Source organism: Candidatus Leptofilum sp., from assembly GCF_965223525.1.
In the GTDB taxonomy this organism is placed as follows: domain Bacteria; phylum Chloroflexota; class Anaerolineae; order Promineifilales; family Promineifilaceae; genus Leptofilum.
On record NZ_CBDCWX010000005.1, the window covers coordinates 1,347,695 to 1,364,465 of the forward strand.

Sequence of the window (16,771 nt, forward strand, 5' to 3'; positions counted from 1 at the left end):
AGACTTTTGAAGTCTATAATTACCCAGTTACTTACCAAAACGATCCTCGCTGCGGGCGCGGAAAAAGAGCCGAATAGGAACCCCCGTAAACGGCCACCGCTCCCGCAGCCTATTCTCCAAATACCGTTTGTATCCAAAATTGAGCCAATCAGGATTGTTCACAAAAAAAACAAACGTGGGCGGGGCCACGCTCGCTTGCGTAACATAGAAAAACTTGACTCGCCTGCCACCTTTGCCTGGCGGTGGGTGCTGCGTGATGGCATCCCGCATAAATTTGTTGAGGGCACTGGTCGGTATGCGCTGGTAGCGTGCCTCATTCACATCCATCACGTGGGGCAAAATGCGGCTCACCCGCTGCCCCGTCATCGCCGAAATGAAAAGGACAGGCACAAAAGGCAGAAAGTTTAGATCTTGCCGCACTTGCTCTTCAAATGCTTTCATGGTGTACGTATCTTTTTCGATGGCGTCCCACTTGTTTACTAGCACAATGGCCCCGGCGGTTTCATCAGTAATCATGCCCGCCACATGGGTGTCTTGGGCAATGATGCCACTCTCGGCGTCTAGCAGCATCAGCACCACGTCGGCACGTTTGAGCGCTTTCATGGCGCGCAGCACGCTATACTTTTCAACGCCGGGGGCAATTTTGCCCCGCCGCCGAATGCCCGCCGTGTCAATGAGCGTAAATTCCTGGCCATGCCACCTTATTTTGGTGTCAATGGCATCGCGGGTGGTGCCAGCAATGGGGCTGACAATGACGCGCTCTTCGCCGATAAGTTTGTTCACCAATGTGGATTTGCCCACGTTGGGGCGGCCTAGCATGGCAATTTTGATGGCGTTGTCTTCTTCGTCATCGTCAATGGGTGTGGCAGGAACGGCCGTTACTACCGCATCCAGCAAATCACCCGTGCCATACCCGTGCAGGGCCGAAATGGAGAACACTTCACCCAGAGCCAGTTCGTAAAACTCATATACATTTTCGGCCAGCTTGGTAGATTCCAGCTTATTGGCTGCTACCAGCACTGGCTTGTTGGATTGGCGCAAAATATCCGCCACTTCTTGGTCAGCAGCCGTGACGCCAACCTGACCATCCACGACCAAAATCACGACGTCTGCATCCTGAATGGCAACGGCCGCTTGCTGGCGAATGTACGGCAAAAATTGCTCCGAATCTTCAGACAGCGGCTCTGTGTGCCAGCCAGTGGTTACTTCAATACCGCCCGTGTCTACCAGCGAAAAGGGAACACCTGCCCACTCGCTGTCGGCATAGAGCCTGTCGCGGGTGGTGCCTGCGGTTTCAGAAACAACCGCCATGCGGCGGCCAACAATGCGGTTAAAAAGGGTGGATTTGCCGACGTTGGGTCTCCCGACCAACGCGACCAAAGGTTTTGCACTCATAATTGTCAATCGTTATTTGCTACAGAGAGCACGGAGAATTTAGAGAAAAATATCTCACAATTTTCTGTGTCCTGCTTCGGCTGCGCTCAGCACAAGCCTGCGGCTAAAAACTAAATAATTTTGTGGTTGGGTAGCCAGGCAACAATGGGTTGGATGAGAATAGGAAGCTGGGTGGATACGGCCTGCACTGAGCTGCTCAACACAGCTGGGCTTGCCGAAGCGGCCGTATCTCCCGCGCCCACTACCAGCAGCAAACCGGGCGCAATCGGCAACAACGACTCCGTTTCGGTAATCTCTTCCGTCGGCGTCATTACCTCTGTAATCACTACTTCAATCACTGCGGGTTGAATTGAACGCAGCTCCAGGCCACGATCTGGTACGTCCACATCTGGCTCTAGCGCATACTCGCCTGGTTCCAAATCAAACAAATCCAGCGTTACCCGCACTTCTTGCTCTGTTAAAGTATCCAGCACCGGGGAAGGCCCAAACAAAACCACCCGCACCGTATTTGGGCTGATGGTTGCCTCAAGCGTTTCCGTAATGCCCAAAAGCTCAATGGGCTGATTATATATCTTTGTGCTGGAAAAAGGTTCAATTTGCACCGTCACCGTGATTTCCGTTACGCTGTCCAGGGTAATGCCAATTGGCAAATCCAAAGAGACCTGATCCTGAAAAGTTTCCGTCAGACCCGTAATGTCAATTGGTTCCGTTTGCACGCGGAACGGCTGCGCCAGTCGCGTAGGCAACCCTGTCACTAACACGCTAGATGGCTCAATCGTGACTCCCAGCACTCGGTAGCCGGGTGCCACTTCGCCTACAATATCGGCCGTAATCACCTTGTTGGCAAAGTCAGCCGATTCGTTGATGGGAATCGTTACCTCCACCTGCTCAGTATTTAGCTGCAAGCCGCTCACGCTGGCCACGCGCCCCTGCCTATTAAAAAAGAGCGCCTGTGGCGATTCGATGCGCGTTTGCGTGTCGTCATTCAAAAAGATAGTAACCTGGGCAAAATCCAGCAGATCTACTTCTGTTTCAGTGCCAGTAACGGTGATGACGGGCGGATCGATGAGTGGTTCTCCCATCGTGTGTCCACGAGCAACATCGCCCCGAATGTCTAGCTGAACATCAATTTCACGGGTGACCAACTTTTCTAAGCGCACCGTTACCGTTTCTGGAATGGGGGCTTCGAGGACAATATCGGTATTCTCCGCCTGAATTTCAACGGGCACAGTCACATCGCTCCCCAGTGGCACCTCGCTCAAGTCTATGATGGCTGTAAAATCAGTCTGATCCAATGCTGAGACAATGGATGTGGGCCCTTCGTAAGTGATAAGCACCGGGGGATTGTCATCAGCAGGGCTAAGGCGGGTGACATCTTCTGGCAAACCAACGAAAGTGGCTGGAATTTGCAGCACGCGCTTGAGATCGGGATCGTCAACCTGCATGGCATTTACCCAAATGATAACAGCCAAAATGAAGGAAAGTATCAACGTTACCAAATTGGCAATGAGGGAACGGGCCACGCGCATCATACGTCTGCCCTCTGGCTGTTTTGCCGGTTGTGTAAAAATGCGTACAAAATATCATCCAATCGGGCGGGGTCTTGGCGGCGAATGACACGGCCGTTATGAGCAATCGAGACCTGCCCAGTTTCTTCAGATACAACCACCGCCACGGCGTCACTCACTTCGCTAATACCCAGGGCAGCCCGATGGCGCAACCCCATCTGCCGGTCAGTTAGGCTGCTGGTAGAAAGCGGCATCACACAAGCAGCCGCAGCCAGCTTATCATTCCGCATAATCACAGCACCATCGTGAAGCTCTGTATTTTTATTAAAGATGGTCAGCAGCAAGTCTGGAGACACTTCGGAATTGAGCAAAATGCCGGTGTCAATGTACTCTTGGAGGCCGGTGTCTCGCTCAAATACAATCAGCGCCCCGTGCCGCCGCTGCGACAGCCGAACGCTGGCTTCCTTCACGGCCACAATTACCGGGCTTACCTCATTTCGGCGCAAAAAGCGAAAGAAACTGCCGGTGCGCCCGAGCTGCTCTAAAGCCCGACGCAGCTCGGGCTGAAAAATGATGGGGATGGAAAGCAACAGCGTGGGCAAAATCCAGCTAACCAACTGCCGAAAAGCGGTGAGGCCGGGAATTGAAGAAAGCAGCAGGACGATGAGAGCTAACCCTACAAAGCCGCGCAGCACCTGCACAGCACGCGTACCCCGAATGAGCAGAAAGCCACTGTAGATAACGGCCGTTACCAACAAGATATCAATTACACTAATCCACACGTCGGTAGAGCGGCTTAGTGCATCGGCAATACTCTCCCAGGAAAAAATGTTCATAGGTGGGGGCGATTACGGCCGTAATTGGGCTAACAACTGCCGATAACTAGCGGCATTGGGGGGATTTAACGCCAGAATTTTCTCGATAGTTTGGTAGGCAGCCTGGGTTTCGTTGGCTTCTAGCTGGGCTTCCCCCAGCTTGTCTAGCAGTTCAATCGCTTCAGCCTGCCGTTTTTGTTGCAAATAAAGGCGAGAAAGACGATCAACCAGATTTTTGTCAGACGGCCGTTGCCGCACCATATCTTCCAAAATGCCAACCACTTTAGCCCCGCGCCCGCTGCGTACTAACTGCTTTAAGTAATTATCCAGTTCGCCCACCGCATTGATTGGCTGCCCAACCTTGTAATACAAATCAACCAGGGTGATGGCTGTGCGCTCATCATTGGGATCCAATACCCGCAGCTCTTTGTACGCTATCAGGGCTCGTCGCCAATCGAAGCGCTGCATATCAATTTCGGCCATTAGCCGCAAAAAGCGCACCTTCCAGTTTTGCTCATCCGCACCACGCGGTGCTAATTTGAGTGCTTCCTGGTAGGTGTCTCGCGCTTTGTCAACTTGCGCTAGCTGATAATAGGCATCGCCAACCGCCTGATAGTGCTCCAGCGCACGATCAATTTGCCCATGCTGTTTGAGCATATCAATCAAACGGCCGCGTGCAGATAGATCCAGCGGCATCATTTCTACCGCTTTCTCATAAGAGATGATTGAGCCATTGACATCGCCACGATTGCGGTAAGTGTCGGCCACGGTGATGAACTTTTGTGCGGCCGTTTCGCGACGACCTTGCTTACCTAATAACTCACCCAACTGGATGTGAGCAGGCAGATAGTCGTTGGAAAGTTGAATGGCGCGGTACGTTTCTTCAACGGCCGTATCATACATACCCCGTTTGGCATATTCCTGGCTCAAGTAAAGCGATTCCAGCACCTGCTCAGAGCCAGCCGTCAGCATATCGCCTAAAATCATCATGCCAGAGTCAGAGATCGCATCCAAACGCCCCCGCGCATCCTTCGCTTTATCTTCCCACCCCTTGTGGCTGAGGAACTCTACCAGCGCATTGGCAAAAGCAGAGGCCTGGTCTCGCTCGCCCTGTGCCATCAGACTGTCAGCTAGATTTTCGTATAGCTCAATAAGGCGATCCGCCTGACTGTGCTGCACAGTAGCTAAGTCTACAATTTTGAGTACGTTAATGAAATGCTCTAGCGCTTTTTCAATACGCCCTCGTGCCCGATGGCATTCGCCCAACGAAAAGTGGCTGGCCAGCCGAAAATCATGATCTTGTACCGAAAGCTCAAACTCCCGCACGGCGTCTTCAAAGCGGAGTTTGTCCTGGTATAGCAAGCCGAGGTTGAAATGTGCGGCCAAATTGTCTAAGCCCAGCCCCATTGCCTCTTCGTAAGCACTAATTGCTTCATTGGTCATGTTGCGTGTTTGGAAGTCCAAAGCCTTGCTAATGAGCGTGGTTAGCTGAAGTGTTTGGGCGTTCAGCTCCGTATCCCCATCGCCAAACAAATCTTCAGCTAGCTTTTCAGAGGCCAAACGACGTGCATCTTGCACTGGGCTGGCAGCATCTGTCACCTTGCCGTTGCTGCTGCCTTCCTTTTCTTGCAAAGCGGCCGCCATGTGCTGTGCTACTTCGCTTATGCTGTCGGAGGATTGGTAAGTAGGGGAATCTGATTCGCCAGCCAGCTTTTCGCCGCTGCGAATTTGCTCAATGGCTGTCAGCACTTCGGCATTGCGCGGGTCTAGCTTTAGAGCCAACTGGCACGCTTGCAGCGCATTTTCCGCTTCCCCTTGGGCATTGAGAATGCGGGCGATGGCCAAATATTCTCGAATGGCGTTGTGTACCGAGCCTTGCCGCTCGTAAATGGAGGCTAATCGCTGATGAGCGCGCAGCAAATCTGGTTCCAGGCGCACGGCTCGGTTCCAATTGTCCATTGCTTCGGTCAGCCGCCGCCGATTCAGCTCAATTTCACCGATGGCCATGTATGTTTTGCCCGCTTCACCATATTGCCCAAGCCGCTCTTGTACGTCGGCCACCTGGCGCAGATAAATCACATCCCCACGCGAGAAGCGTGCTGCCAGCTTATAATTTTCTAGCGCTTCCTGTAGCTTGTTCAGCTCCAAATAGGCCATGCCCAGCCCGGCATACGGTGCTGGTTCATTGGCAATTTCCTCAATGGCGACCTCAAATTCCTTGATCGCTTCTTGCCATTTTTGGTCCCAACTATGGGAATGGCCTCGGTTTAATGCTTCCTCAAATCGGGCCCGGTTTCCTGCCACGATGGAGCCTCCGTGAACGGTGTTCAGTTATCAGTAATCAGGTTGCCCTGTCTTTAGTTATGGGCTCAATTAAGCCATTTTAGCTCATTAACTCAACCAGAATTGCTTTCTGGGCGTGCATCCGGTTTTCTGCCTGCGGGAAGAGGATTGAGTTCGGGCCGTCGGCGACCTCGTCGGTAATCTCTTCGCCGCGGTGGGCGGGTAAGCAGTGCATCACCAAGCAGTCTGGTTTAGCTAATGTGATCAGTTGCTGGTTTACCTGGTATGGGGGGAAGACTTTAAGACGCACAGCCGTTTCTTCCTCTTGCCCCATACTCGTCCACACATCTGTGTAAATAATATCGGCATCTACAACAGCTTTGTTTGGATCTTCATATATCTCTATTGAAGCGCCTGCGGTGCTAAACTGCTGCCCCAGGTCATAATCTTCTTCGTCGAGTGTGTAATTGGGCGGGGTGGCAATGGCGAAGTGCATACCAACCTTCATACAAGTAAATAGTAAAGACCGCGCTACATTGTTGCCATCCCCCATATAGGTCATTTTCAACCCTTCCAGCTTTTTCTTGGCTTCCAGCACCGTGAAAATATCGGCTAATGCCTGAGCAGGGTGATTGTAATCGGACAAGCCATTGATGATGGGAACAGAGCCGTACTCTGCCAGTTGCAGAATATGCTCATGTTCAAACACACGAGCCATAATGCCATCTACATAGCCAGACAGCACGCGAGCCACATCGGCTACGCTCTCGCGGCCACCCATTTTTATTTCATTGGGCGACAGATAAAGCGCGTGCCCGCCCAGGTGAACCATGCCCATCTCAAACGAAACACGGGTACGCAGCGATGGTTTTTGGAAGACCAGGGCAAGGCTTTTGCCTTGCAGCAGTGGGCGGTTGCCGCCATTTTGCCATTCCTGTTTTAATGAAAGGGCTAAATCCAGCAGATTGTGCAGTTCATCGGGGGACAAATCAGCGATGCTAAGAAAATGTTTCACAGTGTAAATTCTCCGAACCGTTGGCGTAGAATTTGGGAAAATTGGGCGATACGACCGTACCCTAAATTCCCGCTGGTGCCACTGGCCACCTTAAAAAAGTATACCACAGCCAAAAACAGAGGAAAAGCATTCAACATAACTTGACGCGACTATTAGTTATGGTAAGATACAAACTGTAGAGGGGATGTTATGTCATTATCATAATGTCCCACATTGGGGGCAATAGAAGGCAGGTGCCACATGGATTTTTTAAAGAATCGACCGGAACTTTCTGTTCTAATTGCTTTAGTTTTAGGGTTTGCTTTTGGGTTAATCTGGGGCTGGTATGTTGACCCCATTGAATGGACGCAAATCGGCCCCGCAGAGATGGAGCAGTCTGAGCAAGACATTTATTTGCAAACCATTGCCGATGCCTACTCTTACCAGCCAGGCAATACCGGTTTAGTGACCAATGCGCTCCGCTCTTGGCCCAATGCTGCCGAAGCCATTTGTGAACTGCGCGGCCGTACAACTGCCGACCCCGCAGCCCAGCAACGTTTAGACGCCATTGCGATGGTGCAAACAGGCGGCCAATCTTGTGGCGCGCTCCCCGCAGACGGTGCTTTGCCCGAAGTACCCACTCCAGAGGAAGATGGCTCCAATTTAGGTGCCATTTTGGCGCTGCTTTTTGTCCTAGCGTTGGTTGGCGCTGGCATTGTGGTGGTACTCAATCGGCGCAACAGCATGATGGCTGAAGATGATAATGTAGACATCTACACGGACAACATGCCAGAGAGCGCACCTACAATGGTAACAGAGGAAGGGGTGAATGCTGTGCCGATTGCCCGCTTCCAGAGTGACTACGCATACGGCCGTGACAACTACGACGACTCCTTCAGCATTGAAAATTCCGGTGGGGAATTCTTAGGCGAATGTGGTGTGGGCATTGCCGAATCCATCGGCAGCGATACGCCCAAAAACGTTACGGCCCTGGAAGTGTGGTTGTTCGACAAGAATGACATTAAGACCATCACCAAAGTAGTGATGAGCGACCACGCCTTCTTTGATGAAGCGCTCAAAGCCAAGCTGGCACCGAAAGGTGAACCGGTACTGGCGCGCGAAAATGAGGTGATTGTGCTGGAAACGGCCACGCTCATCATCAATGCGGAAATCAAGGAGATGCAGTACGGGGCTGGCTCGCTGCCGCCGCAAAGCTACTTTGAAAACTTCTCTATTGAGCTATCAGCCTGGGCCAAAGAGGGAGATTTTGACGATCCCGACATTGAAGGGCGCGTAGACGAATTGTTAGAGTATTAAATTCAAATTCAAAAGATAATTTGAAGCCCCGGCTGATTTCAGTCGGGGCTTTCTTGTTTGACTATGATTCAGACTTTTGAAGTTTTTGCGTTAGCTTGTGACAGTTGCAAGTGGATGAAACTTCAAAAGTCTTTTTGGAAAACGAGATGCGGTTTTTGGTAACGGGTGGCGCAGGTTTTCTGGGCGCGGCACTGGCAAACAAGCTGGCGGCAGATGGCCATGCGGTTGCCGTTTTAGACGATCTGAGCAGTGGCGATGCCAGTTTGCTGCGTGACGATATTCAGTTTACCCAGGGGGGTGTCAACAATATTCCACTGCTTTGGTCTTTATTGAGGGATGTAGATTGTGTATACCATCTGGCAGCACGGGTTTCTGTGCCGGAGTCTGTTTTGCACCCGCAAGCGTACAATGCGGTGAACGTGGGGGGCACGGTGAGTTTGATGGAGGCAATGCGAGACACTGGGGTGCGTCGGGTGGTGTTTACTTCGTCGGGGGCGGTGTACGGCCGTTTGCCCACGCAACCCGTCCACGAAAATGACCAGCCCAACCCAGATTCGCCGTATGCCGTTAGCAAATGGGCTGCTGAACAATACATTCACACCATTGGTCGGTTATGGGATATTGAGACGGTGGCATTACGCATCTTCAACGCCTATGGGCCGGGCCAAAACTTGCCCGTTTCCCATGCGCCGGTGGTACCTCGCTTTTTGCATCAGGCACTCACGGGTGGCTCTGTGGTGTTGTATGGCAATGGGCAGCAAACGCGCGATTATATCTATGTGACGGATGTGGTGGCGGCCTTGCAAGCTGCCGCCACCGCCAAGGCGGTCAATCGTCAGGTGATCAATATTGGCAGCGGCATTGAAACCAGCCTGACGCAGCTTGTGGCACAAATTGAGCTGGTAAGCGGCAAGCGAGTAAACCAACTGCACAATCAGCAAAAGGAGGGCGGCGTGCCGCGCTTGGTGGCGGATATCAGCCGGGCGCAGCAGCTATTGGGTTTTCGGCCGTTGGTAAGTTTGGAGGATGGTTTACGGCAGATATTGAGGGAAGACAGCCGTTTCCAAAAAAATTACCACGAATAACACCACTTTCACGAGTTTGTACCGATTTCGCGGCGAAAATTTGCAACAAAAAACGCCAGCACCATGTGCTAGCGTTTGTGTGCCCAAGAGAGGACTCGAACCTCCACGCCCAAAAGGGCACAGGCCCTCAACCTGCCGCGTATGCCAATTCCGCCACTTGGGCTTAAGTGAATATTCAGTAGCTGAAAATTCAACTTTGGCAATTATAGCGATTGCCAGATGGCTGTCAATGCAGTAACGAACCTTTAAGCTCTTACCAATTCAGCGATGGCTGGAGCCGTTGCGCCATTGGTGTAAACCTGGCGGGCCTGGGTAGGGGCCATTTGCAAAACGGCCGAAGCCCACGTTAATCCAGAGCCAAAACTCACCAGCAACAGTCGGTCATCCAAGCTGATTTCCCCAGCATCCAGACCATCACAAATAGCGACCGGAATAGACGCTGCTGATGTGTTGCCATACTTGTGTACCTTCACCAAAAAGCGCTCCATTGGCAAATTCATGCCCCGCGCTGCCGCCTGGATAATACGTAAATTGGCCTGGTGCGGCACGATGCAGTCAATATCATCCAGCGTTAGCCCTGCTTGTGCCAAACTGCGCTGGCTGGTCCTGCCCAAAATGCGGGTGGCAAACTTGAATACTTCACGGCCGTTCATGCGAATATAGTGCCGCTTCTCGGCAAACGTGGTGGCATCTACTGGTTCAGCCGAACCCATCGCTTGGGCAATAATGTGGTGGCTACCGCTGCCGTCTGAGCCCATGTCGAAGCCCGTGAGACCGCATGGCTCGTGGCTGGCTTGCATCACAAAGGCTCCCGCCGCGTCGCCAAAAAGAACACAGGTGCTGCGATCCTGCCAATCAATAAAGCGGCTGAGCAGCTCCGAGCCGATGATAAGGATGTTGTCGTAGACGCCGCCGTTAATGAACTGTTGGGCGGTGGTTAGTGCGTACAAAAAGCCGGTGCAGCCGTTGGCCAGCACAAAAGCTGGTACATTGGTTGCGCCCAGCATGTGCTGCACCTGGCTGGAAACGGCCGGCGTGATGTGGTCGCCCGTAGTGGTAGCCACAATGATTAGGTCTAGATCGGTCGCACTCAGATTGGCTTTTTTGAGGGCGCGGCGAGCGGCCTCAACCGACATTGTGGCGTTGGTTTCTTCAGGGGCGGCAATGTGGCGTTGGTGGATGCCAGTGCGCTGTACAATCCATTTATGGCTGGTATCTACCATTCTCTCCAGATCATGGTTTGTCAGCACTTTTTCCGGGACGTATGCGCCCCAACCGGTGATACGGCCGTATCGCTTTTGCATGTTCTGCTCCTCAAAGGCTTTTTGGTGTTGTTGTACCGTCTCTTCTTCAAGTTGTTGAATCCGTGACAACGTATTAAACCCCATTTAAACCGATTCGTCACGGTGCTCTGCGTCATATGCAATCGGCAAAAAGTATTTGGAATATAGCAAGCCAGTTTCTGGCCAATTGCTTGAGTAAACCGCAGGGAAAGGCTTCTTTTTCATCCGGTAGCACTCTGCGGTTTACTTAGACGCGCATTTTGTCACAAAACGGCCGTTACCTTCGTCTACATGTATAAATCGGAAAAATTTTCGGAGGTTATGATGAAGAAAATCTTGATTACAGGAGCAACAGGTGGATTAGGTAGTCAACTACGGCCACGTCTGTTGGCTGCTGGTTACAATGTGCGTGGCACCAGCCGCCGCCCGGTAGCGCAAACACAAAAAATGGACTCCAATGTGGAATGGTCGCAGGTTGATCTGGAAACCGGAGAGGGGCTTGCCGAGGCCGTGCAGGGTGTAGATGGCATCATTCACGCTGCTAGCGCCGCTATGCCTTTTGGTAAAACCCAGCGTGTGGACGTGGCAGGTACAGAACGTTTGCTGCACCATGCAGAGCAGGCAGGCGTTGATCATCTCTTTTACATTTCCATTGTGGGCATCGATCGCATTCCGTTCAGCTATTATCGTTACAAATTGGCGACTGAAGCTGTCATCGAGAAAGCAAACTTGTCTTGGAGTATCTTGCGGGCAACCCAGTTCCCATATTTGCTGGATATGTTTTTTCATAGCCTGGCCAAGCTGCCCATCATGCTGGTTCCTACGGATTTCCAATTTCAGCTCATTGATTCTGGCGAAGTAGCTAATGTGATGGTGCAAGCGCTAAAACAGGAACTGACTGGGCGATTGCCCGATTTGGGCGGGCCAATTGTGCAGACAGCCGGTGAATTGGTGCAGCCCTGGTTAGCACATCAGCCATTTTCCCGGCGCGTGTGGCATTTGCCCATTCCTGGGCAGGTTGGGACGGGTTTCCGGGCCGGGTACAATACCATTCCTGAACGGCCGTCTGGCACTGTTACCTGGGCCGATTGGCTACTGCAAAAATACGGTCAGCCTCGTTTGGAAACGGCCGTTTCCTGAGGATAAAAATGAGCGATCCAGCACTGTTCGACACTTATCGCGCGTACCTGTTTGCCATTGCCTACCGCATGTTGGGCAGCGTGATGGATGCCGAAGATATGGTGCAGGAAGCATACCTTCGCTGGCAAAAAGCACCACCTGCTACGATTGATTCGCCAAAAGCTTATTTGGCGACAATCATCACTCGCCTCTGCTTGGATTTTCTGCGGTCGGCGCGGGTGCAGCGGGAAACCTACGTGGGGCCGTGGCTGCCTGAGCCGCTGCCGGAAACAGATGTCTCATCAGAAGCGGCCGTTTCCACCGAAGGAGCCATCATCTTGTCTGAATCAATCTCCATCGCCTTTTTAGTGTTGCTAGAAAACCTCTCCCCAACCGAACGGGCCGTTTACTTGCTGCGACAAGTCTTCGACTACGGCTACGCCGACATTGCCCGGATGGTAAACAAAAGCGAAGCTGCTTGCCGCCAACTGGTTCGCCGCGCCCGTCAGCATTTGCAAACCCACCGCCCGCGCTACACCGCTACGCCAGAAGAATCTGAGCAGCTTACGGCCGAATTTTTTCAGGCGTGTACCAATGGCAATACCCAGAAACTGTTCTCGCTGCTGGCCGAGGACGTGGTGGAATGGTCAGATGGCGGCGGAAAAGTTCATGCGGCTCGCAAGCCAATTCTTGGACGCGAAAAAGTAACCCGCTTTTTGCTGGGACTCGCTCGACAAGCTCCGCCAAACGTTGTGCCGCAATTCAAGATGTTTAACGGTCAGCCGGGGGTGGTTGTTTATGTAGACGGCCGTCCTTTTACCGTTATCATTTTAGAAATTGTTAACAATCAAATTCAAAACATTTACAGCATTGTAAATCCCGATAAACTGCGTCACATTCCCAATTTAGGGAGCTGAACGCATATGAGAAAACAATTTTATCTGTTTGCTTTGCTGATCGTTTTACTGTTGATTGTGGCCTGTGGTGGTGAAGATTCCCCTACGCCCACGCCAATTCCGCCGCCGCCAACGGCCGTTTCCACCCAACCCAGCAACACTCCCCCCGCAACCCCAGCCGAGACAGCAACCATTCCCGTCACTCTGCTACCCCCGCCAACCCTTGCCCCAGTGGCCACCAGCACCGTGGCTAGTGAACCCCTTGCCGAGGGCGTCAGCCTGCTGACCGCCGCCGATTTTGGCACCGACCGCAACCCGCTGACGGGGGAACTGATGGCCGATCCGATGCTGCTGCAAAGACGGCCGCTTGCCATCAAAATCTCCAATGCGCCGCCCAGTTTTGTCCGGCCGCAGGCGGGGCTAAACAGTGCCGACTGGGTCTTTGAACACACCGCAGAAGGCAACATCACCCGCTTTACGCTGATTGTGTACGGGCAGGAAGTGGCCCAGGTTGGCCCCATCCGCAGTGCGCGGCTCATTGATGTGGAGCTGCCCGCTATGTACGATGCCGCCCTCGCTTTTTCCGGGGCCAGCGTGGGGGTGAACCAGCGGCTCAACGCCTCAGATTTCGAGAGCCGTATCATCCGCTCGGCAGACCCCGGCTACTTCCGCACAGGGGAAGATAAACCGTTTGAGCATACTTTGTACGGCCGTCCCGCCATTTTTCGCCAGGGATTAGAAGCCTTTGGACTCAATACCCCGCCCAGCTTCAATGGCCTGCTCACCTTCACTAACCAGCCGCCTGCCGGAGGCACGCCAGCCAGCAGCGTAGCGCTTAATTATGAGTGGGAAATTGTGGAGTGGCGGTACGACTCCGCCACAGGCCGCTATCTACGGTGGGCTGCCGGGGAACCCCACCTGGACGGCAACACGGGCGAGCAGGTGAGCGCGTCCAACATTGTGATCATTGCCCCGAACCATGTGGAAGATGCCACCATTTGTGAGCAAATTACCAACGATGTCTGTACCCATCTGTCGGTGCAGATTCAGCTATGGGGCAGCGGCACGGGCATCATTTTGCGCGATGGGCAGCAGTACCCCATCACCTGGCACCGCGAAGAGCGCAACGATTTGCTTACCTTCACTGCTCCCGGTGGCACCCCCTTCCCCCTGCAAATTGGCAACACCTGGGTGCAGTTCATCCCCACCTGGTACGATGACCCGGTTTCTGTAACCCCGTAGGCAGTAATCAGTGAACGGTAGGTAGAAGATCTGCGGTGGTTAACCGCCATTTTCCCCATCCGGTCATTCCTGCGGAGGCAGGAATCCACCCAACCCAGCAAAAATGGATACCCGCCTTCACGGGCATGACGCCACACAGGTAGGGGCGAGGCGGTTGGCAGCCAATGAACGAATAACGGCAAAACAACCCCGCCAACCGCCTCGCCCAAATGCCACAATGACCAGATGGTTTGCCAAGTAAAAGGGCAAGGCAGGTGGAGAGAGTCAAGCAACAAAATTTGCCAGATGGCGGCCACCTGCCTTGCCCCTACCAGAGATGAATTGTTATGAGGCAATTTTTGCTTCAATGACGACGAGGCTTTCGCGGGAACCGACGGTGTCTGGATGGTCTGGTCCCAGCCGTTTTTCGCGGATGGCCAACGCCTGCCGCATTAAACGAGCTGATTTAGTGTACTCCCTTTTGTGGTAGGTCAGTATAGCAAGGTTGCTTATGCTGTGAGCTGTATCAGGGTGATTAAGGCCATAATGTTTCTTGTAAATTGCGACAGCGCGTTCGAAATATGATTGTGCGGTTGATAGATCTCCAATATCTTGCAGTAAAACACCCAAGTTTAAGAGAGGAGTAGCAGTACGAGGATTGTCCGGACCTATGGTTTTTTCGTAAACGGCTAAGGAACGTTCAAAATAAGGTTGGGCGTCTGTTAGGTTACCCTTGGCTTGCAGCAAAAAGCCCAAATTGTTCAGGCTATTTGCGGTATCAAGATGATTAGATCCCAGCACTCTTTTTCGAATTTCGAAAGCCCGCTTGTAAAATTGGTATGCGGCGGAAAGTTCGCCCATGGCTTGTAACAAAAGTCCTAGATTATTAAGACTTGTGGCGGTATCGGGGTGATTTGTCCCGAGCACTTTTTCTCGGATAGAAAGCGCACGTTCGAATAGCGGATGTGCGGCTTTGAATTCAGACAAGTCTTGTAGCAAAAGACCTAAATTGTTGAGGCTAGTGGCAGTATTTGGATGGCTAGGTCCTAAAGTTTTCTCACAAATTTTGATTACACGTTCAAAATGTGATCTTGCGGCTGAGAGCTCTCCTGTTTCATGTAATAAGGTACCTAAATTGTTAAGAATTGAAATAATTATTGGATCGTCATACTCTAAAGTCTTTTCACAAATGGTGCGAGCGCGTTCGAAGTGTTGCTGAGCGGTGGTCAGCTCTCCCATAGTTTGCATCAAAAGCCCCAAATTATTAAGACTGATGGCCGTATCATGATGATTAGTTCCAAGGGTTTTCTCATAGATGATGATAGCACGCTCGAAATATGATTGTGCGATTGCCAAGTTGCCCATATTTTGAAGTAGCAATCCTAAATTATTGAGACTTGTGGCGGTATCAGGATGATTCTGGCCAAATAGCTTTTCCCGAAGGTTGAGAGCATTCTTATAAAAGGGCAATGCAGCGGCATAGTTGCCTCTAATTTCGATGTAATAGCCCGTTACATTGTTTAAATAAGCAGAGTTGGGAGTCTCACAGTTGAACTTGACGGCGAAGTCCGTAATGGTTGTAAGATGAGGTATTAACTTAGCGTTGGTTTCCCAAGTGTCAATGTCATAGTGATCATAAAAGTATACATTCGCCAGTAAATCAACTGCCACTTCCACCCAGGCGCGGGCGCGTTTGCTGCCCATGCGGTCACGGGCCACCGTTTGCACCAGCCGATGCAGCGTCAGGGTGCCATCTTCCACTTGCAGCAGGGAGTAGTCGCGCAGTGCCGTCAGCGCCAGCCGTAGCTGCCGTTCATCCGCCACCACCTCTCGTAGAGGCATTGTCTGCAACGTCTCTACATCCGTCACGCGCTTAATCAAATCTAGCGGAATCCCGTCCGGGTCTAAAAAGCAGCACAAATTCAGCAGCTCGGCCGCGCCCTTGCGCTTTTTGGCGTGGTCAAAACCAATCTGCCACGTCGTGGCGACCGTTTTGGGGTAGTCGGTTGGCGCATCTTCCTCCGCCCACAGGCTGTCCCGCGCCTCACGGAACCAGCTCAAATATTCCGTTGCAGGCAGCTGCTGCATCTGCATAAATGCCGCCGCCTGCTCCATTGCCAACGGTAGGAAACCTAGTTCATCTGCTAGCTCCTCCAGTTCTGGCGCGTCGGGCAGCTTGCGCTCCTGCCAAAAAGCCGTGGCTTCCACCGCACTAAACGTATCTAAAGCAAGCGTCTGCCCAAATTTTTTCCAATGGGCAGCGGCGCGGCGGCTGGTAATGAGCACGTGCCCACCACCGGGCAGGTAAGGGCGCAACTCACGCGGGGTTAGTTCATCCACATTGTCATACAGCAGCAACCACCGCTTCTTGCTGCTGCTTAGGTGGCTCAGCACCTTGGCGCGTATCGCTTCTGCCTCAGTTTCTTCTTCGGTAACAATCTTCAGCGTTACCCCCAACAGGCGCAGCTCGTTGTCCAGCGTGGGGGTGTCGCTGGCGCGCAGCAGCCACAGCATGTCGTACTGGTCGCGGCAGGTGTGGGCATAGGCGAGCGCCAACTGCGTTTTGCCCACGCCACCTAACCCGGCAATTGCCTGCATTACCACTTGCGGGTTGGCTGGACTGGCAAAGTTTGTGGCAATCGCTTCAAGCTGTGCTATGCGTCCCACAAAATGCGGATTTGGCGGGGGCAGGTTGTACACGGCTTCTGGGCGGTATTCAGGGTAAACAATTACTTTGGCGTTACGACCAATGGCAATATTTTGGCTGTTGGTAATGTTTCCAACGGTTATTTTGTCGTTTGTTTCGTCGCTCATAGTGGTTCCTGCTGGTTGTCTGGCTGAACTAGGCACAGTAT

Annotated in this window: 12 protein-coding genes and 1 tRNA gene; 5 read left to right on the forward strand and 8 right to left on the reverse strand. The window is 52.5% G+C overall.

The features are described from left to right. Positions 1–27: 27 nt before the first annotated feature. From der to argF, 5 genes are all read right to left on the reverse strand, one after another. On the reverse strand, positions 28–1,395 hold the full coding sequence (der, locus tag ACOQPM_RS11270) for a ribosome biogenesis GTPase Der (RefSeq protein ID WP_420629359.1): 1,368 nt from the start codon (positions 1,393–1,395) through the stop codon (positions 28–30). 110 nt (positions 1,396–1,505) lie between these two features. Next, positions 1,506–2,927 carry a YbbR-like domain-containing protein gene (locus tag ACOQPM_RS11275; protein ID WP_420629360.1) on the reverse strand — a complete coding sequence of 474 codons (1,422 nt, stop codon included), beginning with the start codon at positions 2,925–2,927 and terminating at the stop codon, positions 1,506–1,508. Further along, positions 2,924–3,739: a diadenylate cyclase CdaA gene (gene cdaA / locus ACOQPM_RS11280; protein ID WP_420629361.1), complete on the reverse strand. Its 816-nt coding sequence runs from the start codon at positions 3,737–3,739 to the stop codon at positions 2,924–2,926. The genes ACOQPM_RS11275 and cdaA overlap by 4 nt, the downstream gene beginning before the upstream one ends. Positions 3,740–3,751: 12 nt before the next feature. Continuing rightward, the gene (locus tag ACOQPM_RS11285) at positions 3,752–6,022 is read right to left on the reverse strand and encodes a tetratricopeptide repeat protein (RefSeq protein WP_420629362.1); all 2,271 of its coding nucleotides are present in this window, start codon (positions 6,020–6,022) and stop codon (positions 3,752–3,754) included. Positions 6,023–6,101: 79 nt separating this feature from the next. Next, on the reverse strand, positions 6,102–7,016 hold the full coding sequence (argF, locus tag ACOQPM_RS11290) for an ornithine carbamoyltransferase (RefSeq protein ID WP_420629363.1): 915 nt from the start codon (positions 7,014–7,016) through the stop codon (positions 6,102–6,104). A 240-nt stretch (positions 7,017–7,256) separates the two neighbouring features. On the opposite strand from argF, the gene ACOQPM_RS11295 reads away from it, so the two are divergent. Both ACOQPM_RS11295 and ACOQPM_RS11300 read left to right on the forward strand, forming a co-directional pair. After that, the gene (locus ACOQPM_RS11295; protein WP_420629364.1) at positions 7,257–8,312 is read left to right on the forward strand and encodes a hypothetical protein; all 1,056 of its coding nucleotides are present in this window, start codon (positions 7,257–7,259) and stop codon (positions 8,310–8,312) included. A 146-nt stretch (positions 8,313–8,458) separates the two neighbouring features. Continuing rightward, on the forward strand, positions 8,459–9,397 hold the full coding sequence (locus tag ACOQPM_RS11300) for an NAD-dependent epimerase/dehydratase family protein (protein WP_420629365.1): 939 nt from the start codon (positions 8,459–8,461) through the stop codon (positions 9,395–9,397). Positions 9,398–9,477: 80 nt separating this feature from the next. Here ACOQPM_RS11300 and ACOQPM_RS11305 read toward each other — a convergent pair. Together ACOQPM_RS11305 and ACOQPM_RS11310 are read right to left on the reverse strand one after the other, a co-directional pair. Beyond that, positions 9,478–9,560 (reverse strand) — tRNA-Leu (locus ACOQPM_RS11305). Positions 9,561–9,642: 82 nt separating this feature from the next. Beyond that, positions 9,643–10,785: a beta-ketoacyl-ACP synthase III gene (locus tag ACOQPM_RS11310; protein WP_420629366.1), complete on the reverse strand. Its 1,143-nt coding sequence runs from the start codon at positions 10,783–10,785 to the stop codon at positions 9,643–9,645. 216 nt (positions 10,786–11,001) lie between these two features. Here ACOQPM_RS11310 and ACOQPM_RS11315 point away from each other — a divergent pair, with 216 nt between their 5' ends. Genes ACOQPM_RS11315 through ACOQPM_RS11325 form a run of 3 tightly spaced genes read left to right on the forward strand, consistent with a single transcriptional unit; the run spans position 11,002 to position 13,937 of the window. After that, positions 11,002–11,820 carry an SDR family oxidoreductase gene (locus tag ACOQPM_RS11315; protein WP_420629367.1) on the forward strand — a complete coding sequence of 273 codons (819 nt, stop codon included), beginning with the start codon at positions 11,002–11,004 and terminating at the stop codon, positions 11,818–11,820. A gap of 8 nt (positions 11,821–11,828) precedes the next feature. Further along, on the forward strand, positions 11,829–12,716 hold the full coding sequence (locus ACOQPM_RS11320; protein ID WP_420629368.1) for an RNA polymerase sigma-70 factor: 888 nt from the start codon (positions 11,829–11,831) through the stop codon (positions 12,714–12,716). Between the two features lie 6 nt (positions 12,717–12,722). Next, positions 12,723–13,937 carry a DUF3048 domain-containing protein gene (locus tag ACOQPM_RS11325; RefSeq protein WP_420629369.1) on the forward strand — a complete coding sequence of 405 codons (1,215 nt, stop codon included), beginning with the start codon at positions 12,723–12,725 and terminating at the stop codon, positions 13,935–13,937. Positions 13,938–14,261: 324 nt separating this feature from the next. Here ACOQPM_RS11325 and ACOQPM_RS11330 read toward each other — a convergent pair whose 3' ends face one another. After that, positions 14,262–16,730, reverse strand: coding sequence for a tetratricopeptide repeat protein (locus ACOQPM_RS11330; RefSeq protein WP_420629370.1), 2,469 nt, complete (start codon positions 16,728–16,730; stop codon positions 14,262–14,264). Positions 16,731–16,771 lie beyond the last annotated feature (41 nt).